Raw genomic sequence first — 17,018 nt, 5'->3', positions numbered from 1 at the left:
TGGCAAAAGAAAAGGCCCCGAACGGGGCCTTTTTCATATCACCATACCGCCATTGACCTTCAGCACCTGGCCATTAACCCAAACCGCGGCCGGGCTTAACAGGTAACTGACCACATCAGTGATGTCCTCTGGCTGGCCGAGGCGGCCATAGGGGTTCATGCCGGCAATACGGGCCACCAGCTCATCCGATTTTCCTTCCATAAATAACTCGGTAGCCACAGGCCCTGGCGCCACCACGTTAACCGAGATCTCGCGCCCGGCCAGTTCCTTGCAAAGCACTTTGCACATGGCTTCAACTGCCGCCTTGCTGGCTGCATAAGGGCCGTAGCTTGGAAGATAACTGCCGTTAACGCTGGTCGATATCGCCACAATGCGCCCGCCTTTATCCAAGCGCCGGGCCGCTTCTTTGAGGGTGTAAAAAGCGCCGGTAAGGTTTACTGCCATCAATCGTGCAAAGGCCTCGTCGCTAAACTCGCTCATAGGCGCCAGCTCCAAAATGCCGGCATTGCATACCACGGCGCCGAGGGGGCCAAGCTGCTGGGCGGCATCAAAAAGCCGTGCGATATCGCCAGATTGGGTGATATCGGCCTGCACTGCGATAGCCTTGGCGCCCATGGCGATAATGTCTTCTACTACCGCTTCGGCTGCCGCTTGGGACGCGGTGTAGTTCACCACCACGTCAAAGCCGTCTTTGGCTAAACGTTTGGCAAGTACGGCGCCAATGCCACGAGAGGCACCAGTGATAATAGCGGTTTGGTTGGTCGGTTTCATAACAGGCTCCGGTGTGAAAATGCCTGGCTATTGTTACCGCCACGCGAGCGCGTTACATTGGCTTGCACTCCGCATTCCTTGCACTATCCTCCGGAGCGCTCACCTAAAAACGGATCAGAACCAATAAAGTCAAATGGTTAGAGAAGAATTATCGCCACTGGCTTGCTTGATTGACCGGCATGCCAAGGTGGATGGAATAAACGACACCCCCATAGAGCGGCTGCGGCTGATGCGTAGCCACAGCCCAACCTTGCCCATTCCCTGGGCGTACCGGCCGTCTCTTTGCGTAGTGGCCCAGGGCGCCAAAGCGGCCCTTTGGAACGGCCTGTCGTACCGGTACGACCCAAGCTGCTATCTGGTGGTGTCGGTGGATCTGCCGGCGGTTAGCCACATTGCCAAGGCAAGTGTTGACGAGCCGTTTTTAAGCTTTCACCTGGGGTTTGATACGGCGCTGGTAGCCCGCTATGTAGAAGCGCTTCCTGCCGCGCCCCTGGCAGCGCCTATGGCGACCACGCCTACAGAGCCAGAACTGGCTGATGCCTGCTTTCGGCTGCTGTCGCTGCTCGACACCCCGGAAGATATCGCCGCCTTAGCGCCGCTTATCGAGCAGGAGATTGTCTACCGCCTGGTTAAAGGCGGCGCTGGTGCCACCTTGCGCCATATCGCCGGCAACCTTGGCGACAACGCCGTCGGCCGCGCCGTGCAGTGGGTAAAAGGGCATTTTTGCGAGCCTTTTACGGTGCAGGAACTGGCCAGTGAAGTGGGCCTTAGCGAGTCGGTACTCTTTGAGCGCTTCAAGGCATTAACGGCCCTTAGCCCCATTCATTACCGCACCAGCCTGCGCCTGCACGAAGCCCGGCGGCTGATGGTATTTGAAGGCTTCGATGCGGCCCAGGCAGCTTACAGGGTAGGGTACGGCACCCCGTCGCAGTTTAGCCGCGAATACCGGCGATTTTTTGGCCACAGCCCGGCAGCCGATGCCGGCCGCTTGCGCCAGGGCCATGGTTTGAATTTGTCGGTATAGCCTGATAACCGTGGCTTTGAGGCGAGCAAGGCAGCAATGCTAGGCTTGAAAGAGCAAGAGTAGAAGAGGAGGGCACCATGGCATCAGGTTGGGCCGGTGACGACGCCGTTACCAAGCAAATCGACTCCACAATAGACGACGCCGTTGCGGCGGCGCGGGCCAAGCTCGGCAAGGGCCCTGGCAGTGAATTTTGCCTAGAATGCGGCGAGCCTATTCCCCAAAAGCGCCGCCAGGCACTGCCCGGCGTGCAATATTGCGTCAACTGCCAGCAGGCAATGGATGCCAAGGCCGATAAAAATGCCCTCTACAACAGAAGAGGCAGTAAAGACAGTCAGTTACGTTAGGCGACCTGCAAAACTATCTTCCAGATTTAACAGACTCTTAAGGCTGACTCTCTAGTGTCAATACAAATGCTATTGATACGAGATCTCATGGCTTTCCACACATTTCGCCGTTTTGCCTGCAAAGGTGGGCAATGAAGGCACTGTTATTTTCCCATGACCCGGACCCGCGCTTTCTGGCCCGCTGCCAAGAGGCTGCCGTGCAAGTTGTTGAAGCCACGCCGGCGCCAGACAGCATGGAAAAGGTACTGGCCACCCAGCCGGAGCTGGTGGTAGTGGACCTTGATAACGACAGCACGCAAGGGCTGGCGCTTATAGAGCAGCTACGCCAGCAGCACCAACATACCGCCTTGGTGGCGGTGGCCAGTAGCGGCTGCGCCTTGGTCTCGGCGCTGGAAAATGGGGCCGACGTTTTTATCTCCAAACTCAGCTCTTGCCAGGAGCTGGTGGCGCAGTTCAAGGCGTTATCAAGGCGCTGCAATATCAAGTGGGGCCATGAGAGCCACCAGGCCGGCGACTACAGCTTGTCGGTGCGCAGTAAATCTTTGTATTTTGCCGACCAGCAAGTCCATTTAACGCCGGTGGAATTCCAGGTGCTGCTGTGCATCTTCAACGGCCAGGGCCTGGCGGTAACGCCCGAGAGCATCATCAGCACCTTGACCCAGCAAGGCCATCAGATCAGCCATAACGCGCTGCAAGTGCATTTGTCGTATATCCGCCGCAAAGTGCGCAGCCAAGGTGGCGAGCTGCCGGTGATTAACCGCCGGGGCCTGGGATATTCCACCCAAAGCTAAAAAACCGACGCGTCGCTACGTGAAAAGTTAACCGCAAGCAGGGGCAATATGCCGATCGGTAAGCGTAGCGGCGCCCACGCACCGTGGCTTCGTAGCTTGCCCATATGGTTATTGGCACAGTGCAGCCCGAAAAAGGTTGGCAGCAGCAGGAATAAAGCTAAACCAAAGCCAAGAGCAGTAGACGTCTAAACCTAAATGACCAGGGGCTGGTATAATGCCACATGCGATTTAACATAATATACATTATGCGCAATGTTATGCGCACCGGCGTAGACGGGTTTCAGCGGCATCAGAGACAGCATCAAGGCAGCCACGCTAGCCGCTGCTCCGTGGCTTGCACACTGCTAACGTGGTCCAAATCGACAGTTCTTCGTCTGTTTTGGCGCGCTACTGGTGATAGCTGACTACATATTAGAGACCACGCTGCGCCTGCATCTCAGCTAATTTTACTCGCTTTAGGCTTGCGAACAGCCTAACTCCCCTGGCCACTATAAGATTCGCAATAAAAAAGCCCCTACGGGGCTTTTTTCAGTCGTCGCTATTACGTGGAGGTGGAGCATGCTGCTTTCTTACCCATTCAGGGTCCGAAATTCGATCGTCATCATCTTCGTCATCAACCCTGTAAAGCATATCAATCTCCTTTCATTAAAAAACCAGAGCAAACAAATGAAATTGTGAAAGACACCATTGAGTAACACACAAAATCATAAGCTATCTGAAGATTATCTGATTTAACGTGTATTACATCACACATAACTTTAATAGCATCTCGGTGATGTATTGCAAGTCCTCTCCTAGCCTTATTTAAGCTTCTGCTTAACAGAACATTCATGAAATAACGATCGAACTTTCTAATAGGATGAGTCGATATACTCAGCGTTTTATAAAGACGGTACCACGCAACGGAGAAGAAAAAGTACGTAATGAGGACTAAAACAAAACTAAAAACACTTCCAAATGAGTCCATTGAAAAAATTTTCTCTTGAAAAATTCTAATCAAAACCGTAAATGCAACGATTCCTGTCGAAAGAAGACTTATGAACTTAGCTGCTTTTGACTCGATATCATTTAATGTTTGTTGACAGTCCTCATATGCTATTTTTGAATAGTTCAAGACTAAGTCATGCTTTTTATCTGTTTCGCCCCTGTCTTTTGGATACGGCATATGCAGTCCCTTATCTTTATACACGTAAATTATTCTATTCCTTACTTCCTTATAATTACAATGCCGATAAATCCCGTTATCGGCATTAACGCTTATACCCAGATATAGGTTGTGGCGAGTGCTGGTTGGCGGCATAAGTGGTGGCGTTAACCCATGGGAGAATACAGATGGAAAACTATTTTGGAGATGCCCAGCAAGGGGCCGCCATTGCCGAGGAGCTGGGGATCAGCCATCAGCAATGGGAGTCGCTAAAAGCGGAGCTGGACCCAGTGCTGTCGGCCGACGGCAACACTGTGATTGGCTACTACTTTGAGGTGCCAGCAGCGGCTGATGCAGCGCTGCTTGCCCAAACCGGCTGGGCGCCGGGGGCGCGGGTTGAGGTGTCGGTCACGGCGGTGGACTCAGAGCCGGACAAAGTGGACGACTAACGGGACGTTTTAAAAGGGTCGGTCAGGGTATTAAAGAGCGCCAATTGCTGGCATTGCACCACCACTACCCTGTCCTTCTCGCCAAGGTGCTTTTTCAGCTCGTCCAGTATCGGCTCTGCCAAGTGGTGGAGCCGGGTTTCCAGGTACCAGCTGTGGCGGCAAAGCCGTTTGGCGTGCCAGCTGATAAGCAGGTTGTGTAGCTCCAGGCTTAACAAGTTCGATGGGGTATCGAAACTCAATATATAGTGCGACGGTGTTTGCATTCCCTGCCCTCCTCTTTTAGCACCGCCTTACATTACTCGCCGCTAATGTGGAAAAGCTTGATTGAAATCAAGCTCCCTTATTCAAGGGGGTCGAGCTTTTTATTGCTGGCACTTTGGTGGCGCTCTTGCACGGCGGTATGCAGGTAAAGGCTGGTGGTATGGATACTGTCGTGGCCGGCGTCGGCCTGCACGTGGGAAAGCGGCCTGTGGTTGAGGTTGATGTCGTGGCTGATGCCGGTGTGGCGAATGTTATGGGCGGTCATCTCGCGCATTTCCTGGGCGTCCTGGGTAAAACCGTCGGCCATGGCAGCGTCGCAGGCCTGGCTTATCAGCTTGTCTATTTCTTCTCGAAGTTGCCTCACCCCCAGGTTGGCATTGAGCTGGCCTTGTTCCCTGCCCCGCCCGGCCGCCTTTTGGCGGATAAATAAGGGCGTGCTGTCCCCCGGCGCTGGCAGCGGGCTTAAGCCTAGAAAGCGCCGGTAGCGCTCAAGGGCCACCAGCAAGTCTTTGGATACCGCCACATTGCGCCGCTTGCCACCTTTACTGACCGGCACCCGAAAACCCCAGACGCCGGTTTTGCTGTCGCGGCGAAACTGGCCCATCACCGGCGAAAACCCGGGCCTTGCGGCCACTTCCGAGATGCGCAGGTAGCAGCCATAAAGAAGGCTTACCAAAAACAAGGTGCGCTCGTGGCGCTCGGGCGCCTGGTCAGCCATGGCTCTGGCGGTGGCCATAACGTAGGACCACTGCAACTCGGAGAAGGCTTTGAGATCGTCCTCGCCGTCCCAGGCAAGGGAAACCGGTACCTGGCGGCTGCGGGCGTTATGGCGCATCCATTGGGTGGCGGGGTTTCGCTCGGTGAGTTCCTCATCAATCAAGAAGGTATAAAAGGAAGAAAGGATGGCCACTTTTGTTGCCAGGGCCCGGGGGCTGAGCTGATACGGCTGGCCCTTTTTACCAAGAAAGGGGCGCCAGTGGGGGTTGGGCAACCGGCACTGCCAACCGGCGTCGGCCACAAACTGGGCCACGTTGCGATAAGCGATCAGCTCGTCTGGCGGCGCCTGGCAATAAAGGATGTATTGGCCAAAGCCGCGCCTGTCGAGGCTTACCGGGCTTTGCTTGGCCACATCAAAGCACCAGTGCAAAAAACCGGTGAGCTCGGAGCGGTAGGCTTTGAAGTTGTTGTCGTGGTGAGCCGATTCTGCCAGGTATTGCACTGCAAACTGGTAAATCAGCCCCGCCTGTGGCACCGCGGCCAAGCTTAGCTCGGCAAGGTGCTGATTAATAACAGGGTTGCCTTCATCCAGGCTGGTACGGTCAAAAAGTGGTAATACCGGGGGCAATTGCATGATGGCGGGTTGTAAAGCAGGTGATGGTGGGGATATTACCATTAACTGTATTTATATACAGCGTGTCGAAATTTAGGCAGGAACGGGCCAACATCCCTGCCTTTTTTAGCCACATGCTGGCAATAGAGGCGCCGCTGCCGTTATCCTAGGCAAACATTGGGCCACAGCTGTACCCATTAAAAGGCATTGAAGCCAATCCGGGCCCAGGTCAGCCAGCCAGAGGGATACCAAGATGCATCGTAATTCTACCTGCGCCATTCATTGCCACGACTGCGCCATGAGCGAGCTGTGCATTCCTTTTACCCTGAGCACTCAAGAGCTGGACCAGCTGGACAGCATCATCGAGCGCAAAAAGCCGGTGCACAAAGGCGACACCCTGTTTGAGGCTGGCCAGAACCTGGACTCGCTCTACGCTATTCGCTCCGGCACCATCAAAAGCTACACCCTCACCAAAGAAGGCGAAGAGCAAATCACCGGTTTTCACCTGCCTGGCGACATCATCGGCTTTGACGCCATCGGCCAGGGCAACCATGTGTCCTTTGCCCAGGCGCTGGAAACAGCCATGGTCTGCGAAATTCCCTTTGATACCTTAGATAGCCTCTCCGGCACCATGCCCAAGCTTCGCCAGCAGATCATGCGCTTGATGTCTTCAGAGATTAAGGGCGACCAGGACATGCTGCTGCTGCTTTCTAAAAAGACTGCCGAAGAGCGGCTGGCCTCGTTTTTGATGAACCTTTCCAACCGTTTTGGCGCCCGCGGCTTTTCCCCCAAGGAATTTCGCCTGACCATGACCCGCGGCGACATCGGTAACTACCTGGGACTGACGGTCGAAACCATCAGCCGCCTGCTGGGCCGCTTCCAAAAGGCCGGATTTATCCAAGTATCGGGTAAGTTCATTACCGTGGTGGACCTTGAAGGCCTCTCTAAAGTTGCCGCCGATCCCCTCGAGGTTTGATCTAAATCATCTGCAACGCCAAAGGCCCCCAAGGGGCCTTTTTCTTTTGATCCAGAACAACTTAACCGCCCAACCCCGGGACTACTCTTGCTGCCAGTTATTCATTAGCCCTTAAAGCATTTGGTAGGGAGTTCCCATGCGCTATTCTGCTCTGGCCCTTGCGGCCGCTCTGGTTTGTGGTTCTGCTGTAGCTGATGACGCCGGTTGGCGTATCACCGCTGGCGCCATCAACGTCAACCCCAACGACAGCTCCAGCCACCTGACCAACGTTGAGGCCGCGGCTGGTCTGCCGGCCAACTCCACCGAAGTGAAGGTGGACGACGACACCCAACTGGGCCTGACCGTCAACTACGACATCGACGCCAATTGGTCTGTCGAGCTGCTGGCCGCCACCCCGTTCAGCCACGAAATCACCCTAAGCTCTCCCGGCACCCCGGTTGACGGCCTGAACGTGGGTAAAACCAAGCAGCTGCCCCCTACCCTGAGCCTTCAGTACCGTTTTCTTGACGGTAACCCGGTGCGCCCTTATGTGGGCATCGGCTTGAACTACACCAAGTTCTTTAACGAGAAGATCTCCGGCCAGATGAGCGACACCCTCGACTCCCTTGGCCTGACCGGTGACAAAGAGCTGACCCTGTCCGACAGCGTAGGCCTGGCGGGCCAGGTAGGGGTTGACTGGGCCATCAACCAACAGTTCTTTGTGCGCGCTGCCGTGTGGTATGCCGACATCGACACCAAGGCCCGGGTTAAAGTAAATGGCCAGACCGTGCAAAAAGTCGATGTGGACATCGACCCTGTTGTCGCCTACCTGGCTATTGGCTATCGTTTTTAATACCTTATGAAAAAGGGGTCCGTACCGGGCCCCTTCTGATGGAGGTGTATCATGGCAGATTTCAATAAAATCCTGGTTGTTGTGGATCCTAATGAAACGCAGCAACCTGCCCTGTCCCGAGCAGCCTTTTTGGCCAAGAAAACCGGTGCCCAGATCACCCTGTTTTTGACCATTTACGACTTCTCCTACGAAATGACCACCATGCTCTCATCCAGCGAGCGCGAGGCAATGCGTAACGGCATTCTCAGCCAGCGCCGCGAATGGCTGGACGAGCTGGCAAAACCCCTGCAGGCCGATGGCCTGAAAGTGGAAGTCATGACCGCCTGGCACAACAGGCCCTATGAAAGCATCCTCAAAGCCGTTAGCGAAGGCGGCTTTAACGTGCTCTTTAAATCCACCCACGAACATTCCACCCTCAAGGCCGTTATCTTTACCCCCACCGACTGGCACCTGCTGCGTAAATGCCCGGTACCGGTGATGCTGGTAAAAGACCATGAATGGCCCGAGAACGGCGTGGTACTGGCAGCGGTGAACTGCGGCTCTGAAGACGACGCCCACCAACAGCTGGACGATGTCATTACCCGCGAAGGTAAAGCCATTGCCGAGCTTATCAACGCCGACCTGCATCTGGTTACCGCCTACCCCGGCACCCCGGTGAACATTGCCATCGAGATCCCGGAGTTTGACCCTCAGGCCTACACCCAGGCCATGAAGGAACACCACGAGAAGCAGGCCAAAGAGCATGCCGCGGCCTTTGGTATTGCCGGTGACCATATCCATGTCAAAGAAGGCCTGCCCGAAGACGTTATCCCGGCCGTGGCCGAGAGCCTTAACGCGGAGCTGGTGATCATGGGCACCGTGGGCCGCACCGGCCTGACTGCCGCCCTTATCGGCAACACCGCCGAGCAGGTGATTGACCGCCTCGAGAGCGACCTTCTGGCCCTTAAACCCGCCGCCAAGGATTAAGGCCCGCAACTTGAAACGCCGCGCATAGCGCGGCGTTTTCTTTTGCGTATAATATGCGCCCCTAAGCAGGCTGTATGGGAGCGGGCATGTCCGGCCACAAGCAACAATACAATTTCAACAAGCTGCAAAAGCGGCTGCGTCGCCATGTGGGTCAGGCCATTAGCGATTTCAACATGATTGAAGACGGCGACCGCATCATGGTTTGCCTGTCCGGCGGCAAGGATTCCTACACCCTCCTTGAGATCCTGATGAACCTCAAGGCCTCGGCCCCGGTGCATTTCGACCTGGTGGCGGTGAACCTTGACCAAAAACAGCCCGGCTTTCCCGAGCATGTTCTGCCCCAGTACCTCGACACTCTGGGCGTGGAGTACCTCGTTGTTAACGAGGACACCTACTCCATCGTTAAAGAAAAGGTGCCAGAAGGCAAAACCACCTGCTCGCTTTGCTCAAGGCTGCGCCGCGGTATCCTCTATCGCACCGCGACCGAGCTTAAATGCAACAAAATTGCCCTTGGCCACCACCGCGACGACATCCTCGAAACCCTGCTGCTGAACATGTTCTACGGTGGCAAGATGAAGGCGATGCCGCCCAAGCTGGTGTCGGACGACGGCAAACACATGGTGATCCGTCCGCTGGCCTATTGCCGCGAAAAAGACATCATCAAGTACGCCGAGGCCCGGGAATACCCCATCATTCCCTGTAACCTCTGCGGCTCGCAGCCCAACCTGCAGCGCCAGGTGATTAAAGAGATGCTGCAAACCTGGGACCGCCAATACCCAGGCCGCATCGAGACCATGTTTAAAGCCCTGCAAAACGTGGTGCCCTCGCATCTGGCTGACACCGCCCTGTTCGACTTCAAGGGCCTGAGCCGCGACAACGCCGAGGGTTTGGATGGCGACACCGCCTTTGACCGGGAAAGCTTTACCAACCCGGTGGTTGAAGACGACGAAGACGGCATCGAGATTGACCCGGCCCTGACCTTGGCAGTCAAAGCCCTGTAACGAAAAACGCGCCCAAGGGCGCGTTTTTTAATCGGTCATGTAGCGCCGGTTGTGGCTTATCATGCTCGACAGCTCCCGCACATAGGCGCCGCCTCGCTCTGAGTAGCGCATCAAGCCCTGCACCAAGCTCTCGGCTTTAGGGTCCTGGCCCTTTTGGCGAGCCGTTTGGCGGATCTCCCGAAGCCCGCGATACGCGTTATTGGTGTTGATGTTATGGATATAACTGCGCACCGACGCCTGGGGTGAGCTGAACTTGGCCACCTCGTGGCTGGCCCCCTCTACCCTGTCTTGCGGCACCAGGCCGCAACCTTCCACGTAACACCACTGGCCAAAGAAGTTGTTGCCGTCGATGGCAAAGCGGGAGGTGCCCCAGGCCGACTCATTGGCGGCCTGCACCAGCACCAGCGCCACCGGCAGTTTATCTACCCGGCGCAGCAAGGTTTGGCGGTTCTCGGTATCAAGAGGCAACGGCACGTCGTAGCGGATGGCAAGGTTATCCAGCCATTCCTGCTCGGCGGGGCTTAATTTGCTTTTGCCCAGCAGCGCTTTTAAACGGCCACGCTCGGTAAGAATGCGGGCGTTCTCGGCCTCCACCAGGGGGCGCAGGTAAGAGAAAAAGGCTTTTTTCTTCTCGGCCACATCCTGGTACTGGCTAAAGTCCGGCACGACCGTCGAGCCGATACTGGCCTGGCGCGCCGGCGCCTCACCGCCTTGGCGCAGCCAGGCCAGCAGCGCCAGCAATACCACCAGCAGCAACAGCGGCGCACGCAGGGTTTGCACCATCATGCGTTAAACAGCGCCTGTTGCTGGCCACGGGCCAGTTTAAGCCGCACACCAAACAGCTCGCGGTAGATAATGGCTTGAAAACGAAGATAAAACGGCGCCAGCCACAAGGCTGCCAGGCCAAAGGTCAGCACCCCTGCCACCACCGTGACAATCAGCAGCAGTTGGCAAACCAGGAAGGCCGCAAAGTATTTGAAGCCAACGATCACCGAGACACGAATGGCAGCAAAAGGCGACATGCCTTTATCGGCCACCAGCATCAGCACCGGAGCCAGCACCACTTGCAGCAACAATCCGGGAATAATGAACAGCGCCGTGCCGAGGCTGGAGATGGCCATGGTCAGCAAGGCCGCCAGGCTCAGCACCGGGCCAATTCGATACCAGTGCCAGAGCATGTTAAGCGGGGGGCGTAGCCCCACCACATGTTGCAGGGCAATCAATTGGATACCGGCGTAGGCCGGCGCCAACATCACGGTGAGCACCAGTTGCAGCAGGCTTTGACCCTGGATGTCGGTGATAGACCAGCCCAGCATATCCATTACTTCGAGCATGATGGAGCCCAGTACCAGGCTCAGGCCCACCAGCATCAATAGCGGTGAGAGCATGCCACGGTCAAGGCGGGCAGCCCCTTGCCAGGCTTCTTTGAGCATGGCGCCGATATCGAGCGAAATGGCGCGGGCCAGGGCTTTATCTACCGAGCCACCTACGTGGACGGTCTGGGGTTCTTGTTCAGTCATTGTTCTTTTCAGCCAGGGCCTGTTTGCGGGCCTCTTTCTCAGCCTTGAGTTGGGTGACGTCGGCAGCAATATGGGTTTGGTTGCGCGCCTTGGCAAGAGCGATTTGTTTTTGGCGCTCGCTAAAACGTGCCTTTTGCTCTTCGCTCATCTCGTCAAAGCAGTGGGGGCAAGCCACCCCTTGCTGGTAGCGGTCAGAGGCTTTGTCTTGGTCGCTGATGGGGCGGCGGCAAGCAAAGCACTGGTCAAAACTGCCCTGGATAAGGCCGTGTTTAACGGTAACCCGCTGGTCGAACACAAAGCACTCGCCTTGCCACAGGCTTTGCTCGGCTGGCACTTCTTCCAAATATTTAAGGATGCCGCCTTCAAGGTGGTAGACCTCGTCAAAGCCTTGTTCTTTAAGGTACGCCGTGGATTTTTCGCAGCGAATGCCGCCGGTGCAGAACATGGCCACCTTTTTGTGGCGGGCCGGGTCCAGGTGTTCTTTTACATAAGCGGGGAAATCGCGAAAGGCCTTGGTGTTGGGGTCAAGGGCGCCTTTAAAGGTGCCTACCGCTACTTCGTAGTCGTTGCGGGTATCAACCAGCAGCACCTCGGGGTCGCTTATCAGACGGTTCCAGTCCTGGGGTTTGACATAGGTGCCCACCACCCGGTTGGGGTCGATGCCTTCAACGCCCATGGTGACGATTTCTTTTTTGAGCTTCACCTTGGTGCGATAGAAGGTTTGCTCGTCACTGAACGATTCTTTGTAGCTCAAGCCGGCAAAGGCAGGCTGGGCATCCAAAAAGGCTTTGAGGGTGTCGATACCGGCTCGGGGGCCGCAAACGGTGCCGTTAATGCCTTCGGCGGCCAGCAACAAGGTGCCTTTGACCTCGTGCTTGCTCATCAAGTCCAGCAGCGGTTGCTGGAGGCGTTCAAATTCAGGCAGGCGGGTAAATTTATACAAGGCCGCGACCACAAACTGGGCCATAGTGATGTCCTCTTTCAGCTGACCGACCCGTAAAGCCGGCGCGTAACCAAGATAAAGGACGCCTGTTGGCGCCCTTTTTGATGTTAAGGCAGCATTCTACCAGAAAAGTCCGTAAATGAGACGTGCGGCAAGCGCCACCAGGAAAACCCCAAGGATACGGTCTATCCAATAGCCCTTCACCGCCAGGAATCGCCCCAAAGGCCCGGCGGTAAGCAGCCAGCCCAGCACCACAAACCAAAGGCCGGTAGCAAAGGCCAAGTAGGCGGAGATCCCCAGCATCTGCCAGCCACTGGGGCTGGTATTGAGCACTGAGCCAAACAGCGCCAGGAAAAACAGCGTTGCCTTGGGATTAAGGGCATTGGTTAAAAAGCCGCGGCGAAAGGACAGCCACGCATCAGGGGCATCGCCCTGCTCGGCGCTAAGGGCCATACCCTGGCTTGAGCGAAGGGCGCCCCAGGCCATGTAAAGAAGATAGGCGGCGGCCACCACCGAAAAGCTCACCTCCAGCCAGTGGTGGGTTTTTAGTAGCAAAGCCACCCCGGCCCAGGTGTAGGCCATGTGCACTAGGATGCCGCAGCCAACACCAAAGGCCACAAAACGGGCGCAGCGCCGGCCAAAGGCAATGGCGTGGCGGCTCACCACAGCGAAATCCGGCCCCGGGCTTACCACCGCCAACAAGTGGGCGCCGGCCAGCAGCAAAAACTGTTCAAAAGACATAAAAAACCGCGTTCACAAGACTTAACCCCGCTTTTTACCTTCATTACCCTTATCAGTGCCAGCGCATTTCTTTAAAATGCCCTCTTTTGCTGGCCAACTTGCACAAACAAACATGACCCACGTTGAGAAAAAGCCCCCGGTAGTGGTGCTTAAAGGTGTTGAGAAGCACTTTGACGGCAAGGCCGTGCTGGCCGGTTTGGACCTGACCATCGAAGACGGTGAGTTCTTTACCATCCTTGGCCCGTCAGGCTGCGGCAAAACCACGGCGCTGCGCCTTATCGCCGGCCTGGAAAACGCCGACGCCGGTACCGTTGAAATAGCCGGTATCGACAACACCGCCCTGCCCGCTGAAAAGCGCAATGTGAATACCGTGTTCCAGAGCTACGCGCTCTTTCCCCATATGACGGTATTCGACAATGTCGCTTTTGGCCTGAAAATGCAGAAAGTCGCCGCCGGCGACATTCAAAGCCGGGTAATGGACGCGCTGAAAATGGTGCAGCTGGACAGCTTTGCCAAGCGCAAGCCCCATCAGCTCTCCGGCGGCCAGCAGCAGCGGGTTGCCATCGCCCGGGCGGTGGTGAACAAGCCCAAGGTGTTGCTGCTGGACGAATCCCTCTCGGCCCTCGATTTCAAGCTTCGAAAAGCCATGCAGTGGGAGCTTAAGCAGCTCCAGCGCAGCCTGGGCATCACCTTTATCTTCGTCACCCATGACCAGGAAGAGGCGCTGTCTATGTCTGACCGCATCTTGGTGATGAATAACGGCCGCGCCGAGCAGCTGGGCACCCCAAGGGAGATTTACGAGACTCCCGAAAGCCTTTTTGTGGCGCGCTTTATTGGCGAAATCAATATCTTTGACGCCGAGGTGGTGGGCCACGACGGCACCCATCTGGATGTCACCATCCTTGGCAAGCCCTTCAAGGTGAACGGTAAAGACAGCTTTGCGCCTGGCCAAAAGGTCAAAGTGATGCTGCGCCCCGAAGACCTGCGCCTTGATGCGGTCAGCAGCGAGCAAGGCCTCGCCGGCCGGGTGGTTGAGCGCACCTATAAAGGCGCGACTCTTGATTCGTTGGTGGAGCTGGCCGACGGCAACCGGATCCAGGTGTCGGAGTTTTTCGACGAGGACGACCCGGATTTCGACCACAGCCTTAATGAAACGGTGGTGGTGAGTTGGGTGCCGCAATGGGAGGTGGTGCTGGCAGATGAATAAGCTCAAGTCCTTTAAATTCTGGGCCATAGGGCTTATCAGCTGTTGGCTGGTGGTATTTGTACTGCTGCCGAACCTGATGATCCTGGTGTCGAGTTTCCTCAGCAAAGGCGACAACAGCCTGGTGCAGCTGCCTCTTAGCCTGCACAGCTACAAGCAGCTGATGGACCCGCTCTACGCCGAGGTGTTGTATCTGTCGGTCAAGCTGTCGTTTATCGCGACCCTGATTTGCCTGCTCATCGGCTACCCCTTTGCCTACGCCATCGCCAGCCTCAACCCCAAGTGGCGGCCGGTGCTGCTGTTTTTGGTGATAGTGCCGTTCTGGACCAACAGCCTAATTCGCACCTACGCCATCAAAATATTGCTGGGTAAGAAAGGGCTGCTGAACGCGGTGCTGATCGCTACCGGCATTACCGATAACGGCATCACCTGGCTTTACAGTAATGGTGCCGTTATCTTCGGCCTTGTCTACATTTTGCTGCCCTTTATGGTACTGCCCCTTTACAGTGCCATTGAAAAACTCGACGGCCGTTACCTTGAAGCCGCCGCCGACCTTGGCGCCGGCAAAATCCGCACCTTTATTCATGTGGTACTGCCCTTGACCATGCCCGGTATCGTTGCCGGTTGCCTGCTGGTGTTCCTGCCGGCCATGGGCATGTTCTATGTCTCGGACATGCTGGGCGGCGGCAAGGATATGCTGGTGGGCAACATCATCAAGCGGCAAATTCTGCTGGTGCAAGACTGGCCCTTTGGGTCGGCGGCCAGCGTGGTGATCACCCTCTTTATGGGCCTGCTGCTGGCGCTTTACTGGCAGGCGGCCAAGCGTATCAACCGCCGGGAGGCGCTGGATGGTTAAGTCACTTCGCGCCCTTATCATCTCCCTGGTGCTGGTGTATCTGTATGTGCCCATTGGCATTTTGCTGGTTAACGCCTTTAACAAGCACCGCTTTGGCCTGGAATGGAAGGGTTTTACCCTGAAATGGTTTGTGGAGCTTTGGAATAACCACGGCCTGATGGACGCCGCCTGGCACTCGGTGGTGATAGCCCTGCTGGCGGCCACCTTTGCCGCCCTTATCGGCACCCTGGCGGCGGTGGCGCTGTTTCGCTACCAGTTCAAGGGCAAAGGAGCGCTCTCAACCTTGCTGTTTGTGGTGATGATGTCGCCAGACATCGTGATGGCCGTGTCCTTCCTGGCGCTCTTTGTGCTGTTGGGTCTTGGTCAGGGCTTTTGGCCGCTGCTGTTTGCCCATATCACCTTCTGCCTGCCATTTGTGGTTGTCACCGTCTATTCGCGCCTTAAAGGCTTTGACGTACGGATGGTGGAAGCGGCAAGAGACTTGGGTGCCAACGAGTTTGTGGTGTTTCGCAAGATCTTGATGCCACTTGCAAAACCCGCTATTGCTGGTGGCTGGCTGCTAAGCTTCACCCTGTCGCTGGACGACGTGATCATCTCCAGTTTTGTCACAGGGCCCAGCTTTGATGTGCTGCCGGTGAAGATCTTTTCCATGGTGAAAGTCGGGGTCAAACCCGAGGTTAATGCCCTGGCAGCGGTGATGCTGGGGATATCGCTAATTCTGGTGTTGCTGTCCCAATGGTTGATGAGGGAGAAAAAATGAACAAAGAGATCCGCCGCGGCGCCCTGGCGCTGATGCTGGGGCTAAGTGCCTTTGCCGCCCAGGCACAAGACAAAGAGCTGAACCTGTATGTGTGGTCTGAATACATTCCCGATGACGTGATTGAGAACTTCACCAAGGAAACCGGCATCGAGGTGAATGTCACCAACTACGAGTCCAACGAGGCGATGTTTGCCAAGCTCAAGCTCACCAACGGCGCCGGTTACGACGTGGTGGTGCCATCCACCTATTACATCAGCGTGATGAGCAAAGACGGCCTCTTACAAAAAATCGACAAGAGCAAGCTCGATAACTTCAAAAACCTCGACCCGGCGCTGCTCAACAAGCCCTACGATCCGAACAACCAATACTCGGTGCCTTACTTCTGGGGCTCTACCGCCATTGGCGTTAACGCCGATGAAATCGACCCCAAAACCATCACCAGTTGGAAGGACTTGTTCAAGCCCGAATACAAGGGCCGGCTGCTGCTGACCGACGATGTGCGCGAAGTGTTTCAGATTGGCCTGACGCTGAACGGTTTCTCAGCCAACACCACCGACCCTAAAGAGATTGAAAAGGCTTACGAGACCCTCAAGCCGCTGGTGGCCAACACCCAGGTGTTCAACTCCGATGCGCCGCGCCTGCCGTATCTGTCTGGCGATGCCGACATCGGCATGATCTGGAACGGCGAGGTGTACATGGCCAACAAGGAAGGCGGGAATCTCGCTTATATCTACCCCAAAGAAGGCGCCATCTTCTGGGTAGACTCCTTTGCCATTCCCTCTCACGCCGAGCACACCGAGGCGGCGCTTAAATTCATCAACTACATGATGCGCCCCGAAGTGGCCAAGGAATGCGTGGAGTACGTGGGTTACGCCACCCCCAACCTGCCCGGCAAGGCGCTGCTGCCTGACGCGCTGAAGAACTCCAAGGTTATCTTCCCCGACAAAGCCACCGTGGATAAGGGCCAGTTCCAGACCGACGTTGGCGATGCCATCGGTATCTACGAGAAGTACTGGACCAAACTCAAAACCGGCCACTGAAAAAAGGCTCCTTCGGGAGCCTTTTTTGTTTCCTATGCTTGGAAAGTGCCTGCTGCGAGGGTCTG

The 17,018-nt window shown here is 56.1% G+C and carries 20 protein-coding genes; 12 read left to right on the top strand and 8 right to left on the bottom strand.

Going from position 1 to position 17,018, the window contains the following annotated elements:
• Window positions 1-33 precede the first annotated feature (33 nt).
• Window positions 34-771 carry an SDR family oxidoreductase gene (locus AC22G1_RS09950; protein WP_487316620.1) on the bottom strand — a complete coding sequence of 246 codons (738 nt, stop codon included), beginning with the start codon at window positions 769-771 and terminating at the stop codon, window positions 34-36.
• A 133-nt stretch (window positions 772-904) separates the two neighbouring features.
• Between AC22G1_RS09950 and AC22G1_RS09945 the strand changes: the two genes are divergently transcribed.
• The 3 genes from AC22G1_RS09945 (at window position 905) to AC22G1_RS09935 (ending at window position 2,930) form a co-directional block, all read left to right on the top strand.
• Window positions 905-1,795 carry an AraC family transcriptional regulator gene (locus tag AC22G1_RS09945; protein WP_487316619.1) on the top strand — a complete coding sequence of 297 codons (891 nt, stop codon included), beginning with the start codon at window positions 905-907 and terminating at the stop codon, window positions 1,793-1,795.
• Window positions 1,796-1,872: 77 nt separating this feature from the next.
• On the top strand, window positions 1,873-2,139 hold the full coding sequence (locus tag AC22G1_RS09940; protein WP_464950835.1) for a DksA/TraR family C4-type zinc finger protein: 267 nt from the start codon (window positions 1,873-1,875) through the stop codon (window positions 2,137-2,139).
• 131 nt (window positions 2,140-2,270) lie between these two features.
• On the top strand, window positions 2,271-2,930 hold the full coding sequence (locus tag AC22G1_RS09935) for a response regulator transcription factor (RefSeq protein WP_050658183.1): 660 nt from the start codon (window positions 2,271-2,273) through the stop codon (window positions 2,928-2,930).
• 631 nt (window positions 2,931-3,561) lie between these two features.
• Here AC22G1_RS09935 and AC22G1_RS09930 read toward each other — a convergent pair.
• Complete coding sequence (locus tag AC22G1_RS09930; protein WP_487316618.1) at window positions 3,562-4,119, bottom strand: hypothetical protein; 558 nt, start codon at window positions 4,117-4,119, stop codon at window positions 3,562-3,564.
• A gap of 143 nt (window positions 4,120-4,262) precedes the next feature.
• Here AC22G1_RS09930 and AC22G1_RS09925 point away from each other — a divergent pair, with 143 nt between their 5' ends.
• Window positions 4,263-4,523, top strand: a complete 261-nt coding sequence (locus tag AC22G1_RS09925) for a hypothetical protein (RefSeq protein WP_487316617.1) — start codon at window positions 4,263-4,265, stop codon at window positions 4,521-4,523.
• On the opposite strand, the gene AC22G1_RS09920 is transcribed toward AC22G1_RS09925, so the two are convergent.
• Entirely contained in the window at window positions 4,520-4,786 is a 267-nt protein-coding gene (locus tag AC22G1_RS09920) for a hypothetical protein (RefSeq protein WP_487316616.1), read from the bottom strand. The genes AC22G1_RS09925 and AC22G1_RS09920 overlap by 4 nt on opposite strands.
• A gap of 77 nt (window positions 4,787-4,863) precedes the next feature.
• On the bottom strand, window positions 4,864-6,135 hold the full coding sequence (locus AC22G1_RS09915; protein WP_487316615.1) for a tyrosine-type recombinase/integrase: 1,272 nt from the start codon (window positions 6,133-6,135) through the stop codon (window positions 4,864-4,866).
• 232 nt (window positions 6,136-6,367) lie between these two features.
• Here AC22G1_RS09915 and AC22G1_RS09910 point away from each other — a divergent pair, with 232 nt between their 5' ends.
• From AC22G1_RS09910 to ttcA, 4 genes are all read left to right on the top strand, one after another.
• Entirely contained in the window at window positions 6,368-7,090 is a 723-nt protein-coding gene (locus AC22G1_RS09910; protein WP_487316614.1) for an FNR family transcription factor, read from the top strand.
• Between the two features lie 136 nt (window positions 7,091-7,226).
• The gene (locus AC22G1_RS09905) at window positions 7,227-7,922 is read left to right on the top strand and encodes an OmpW/AlkL family protein (RefSeq protein ID WP_487316613.1); all 696 of its coding nucleotides are present in this window, start codon (window positions 7,227-7,229) and stop codon (window positions 7,920-7,922) included.
• A 51-nt stretch (window positions 7,923-7,973) separates the two neighbouring features.
• Entirely contained in the window at window positions 7,974-8,888 is a 915-nt protein-coding gene (uspE, locus tag AC22G1_RS09900) for a universal stress protein UspE (protein ID WP_487316612.1), read from the top strand.
• A gap of 86 nt (window positions 8,889-8,974) precedes the next feature.
• Window positions 8,975-9,889 (top strand): tRNA 2-thiocytidine(32) synthetase TtcA, encoded by a 915-nt coding sequence (gene ttcA, locus AC22G1_RS09895; protein ID WP_487316611.1) that lies wholly within the window; start codon window positions 8,975-8,977, stop codon window positions 9,887-9,889.
• A gap of 27 nt (window positions 9,890-9,916) precedes the next feature.
• Here the strand turns inward: ttcA and AC22G1_RS09890 are convergent, their stop codons facing one another.
• The 4 genes from AC22G1_RS09890 to AC22G1_RS09875 form a co-directional block, all read right to left on the bottom strand.
• A complete protein-coding gene (locus AC22G1_RS09890) occupies window positions 9,917-10,675 on the bottom strand; it encodes a glucosaminidase domain-containing protein (RefSeq protein ID WP_487316610.1) in 759 nt (252 codons plus the stop codon).
• Window positions 10,672-11,409 (bottom strand): DUF975 family protein, encoded by a 738-nt coding sequence (locus AC22G1_RS09885; RefSeq protein WP_487316609.1) that lies wholly within the window; start codon window positions 11,407-11,409, stop codon window positions 10,672-10,674. The genes AC22G1_RS09890 and AC22G1_RS09885 overlap by 4 nt, the downstream gene beginning before the upstream one ends.
• Window positions 11,402-12,376: an oxygen-dependent tRNA uridine(34) hydroxylase TrhO gene (gene trhO, locus AC22G1_RS09880; protein WP_487316608.1), complete on the bottom strand. Its 975-nt coding sequence runs from the start codon at window positions 12,374-12,376 to the stop codon at window positions 11,402-11,404. The genes AC22G1_RS09885 and trhO overlap by 8 nt, the downstream gene beginning before the upstream one ends.
• Window positions 12,377-12,472: 96 nt before the next feature.
• Window positions 12,473-13,093 (bottom strand): LysE family translocator, encoded by a 621-nt coding sequence (locus AC22G1_RS09875; protein WP_487316607.1) that lies wholly within the window; start codon window positions 13,091-13,093, stop codon window positions 12,473-12,475.
• Window positions 13,094-13,205: 112 nt separating this feature from the next.
• On the opposite strand from AC22G1_RS09875, the gene potA reads away from it, so the two are divergent.
• The 4 genes from potA to AC22G1_RS09855 are packed head-to-tail and all read left to right on the top strand — an operon-like array spanning window position 13,206 to window position 16,953.
• On the top strand, window positions 13,206-14,300 hold the full coding sequence (gene potA / locus AC22G1_RS09870) for a spermidine/putrescine ABC transporter ATP-binding protein PotA (RefSeq protein WP_487316606.1): 1,095 nt from the start codon (window positions 13,206-13,208) through the stop codon (window positions 14,298-14,300).
• A complete protein-coding gene (gene potB / locus AC22G1_RS09865) occupies window positions 14,293-15,153 on the top strand; it encodes a spermidine/putrescine ABC transporter permease PotB (protein ID WP_487316605.1) in 861 nt (286 codons plus the stop codon). Before potA ends, potB begins: the two co-directional genes overlap by 8 nt.
• The gene (potC, locus tag AC22G1_RS09860; RefSeq protein ID WP_487316604.1) at window positions 15,146-15,913 is read left to right on the top strand and encodes a spermidine/putrescine ABC transporter permease PotC; all 768 of its coding nucleotides are present in this window, start codon (window positions 15,146-15,148) and stop codon (window positions 15,911-15,913) included. The genes potB and potC overlap by 8 nt, the downstream gene beginning before the upstream one ends.
• Window positions 15,910-16,953 carry an extracellular solute-binding protein gene (locus AC22G1_RS09855; protein ID WP_417360230.1) on the top strand — a complete coding sequence of 348 codons (1,044 nt, stop codon included), beginning with the start codon at window positions 15,910-15,912 and terminating at the stop codon, window positions 16,951-16,953. The genes potC and AC22G1_RS09855 overlap by 4 nt, the downstream gene beginning before the upstream one ends.
• Window positions 16,954-17,018 lie beyond the last annotated feature (65 nt).

It is taken from the genome of Gallaecimonas zhanjiangensis (assembly GCF_057624825.1).
This window is presented reverse-complemented; position numbering and strand designations above follow the sequence as displayed.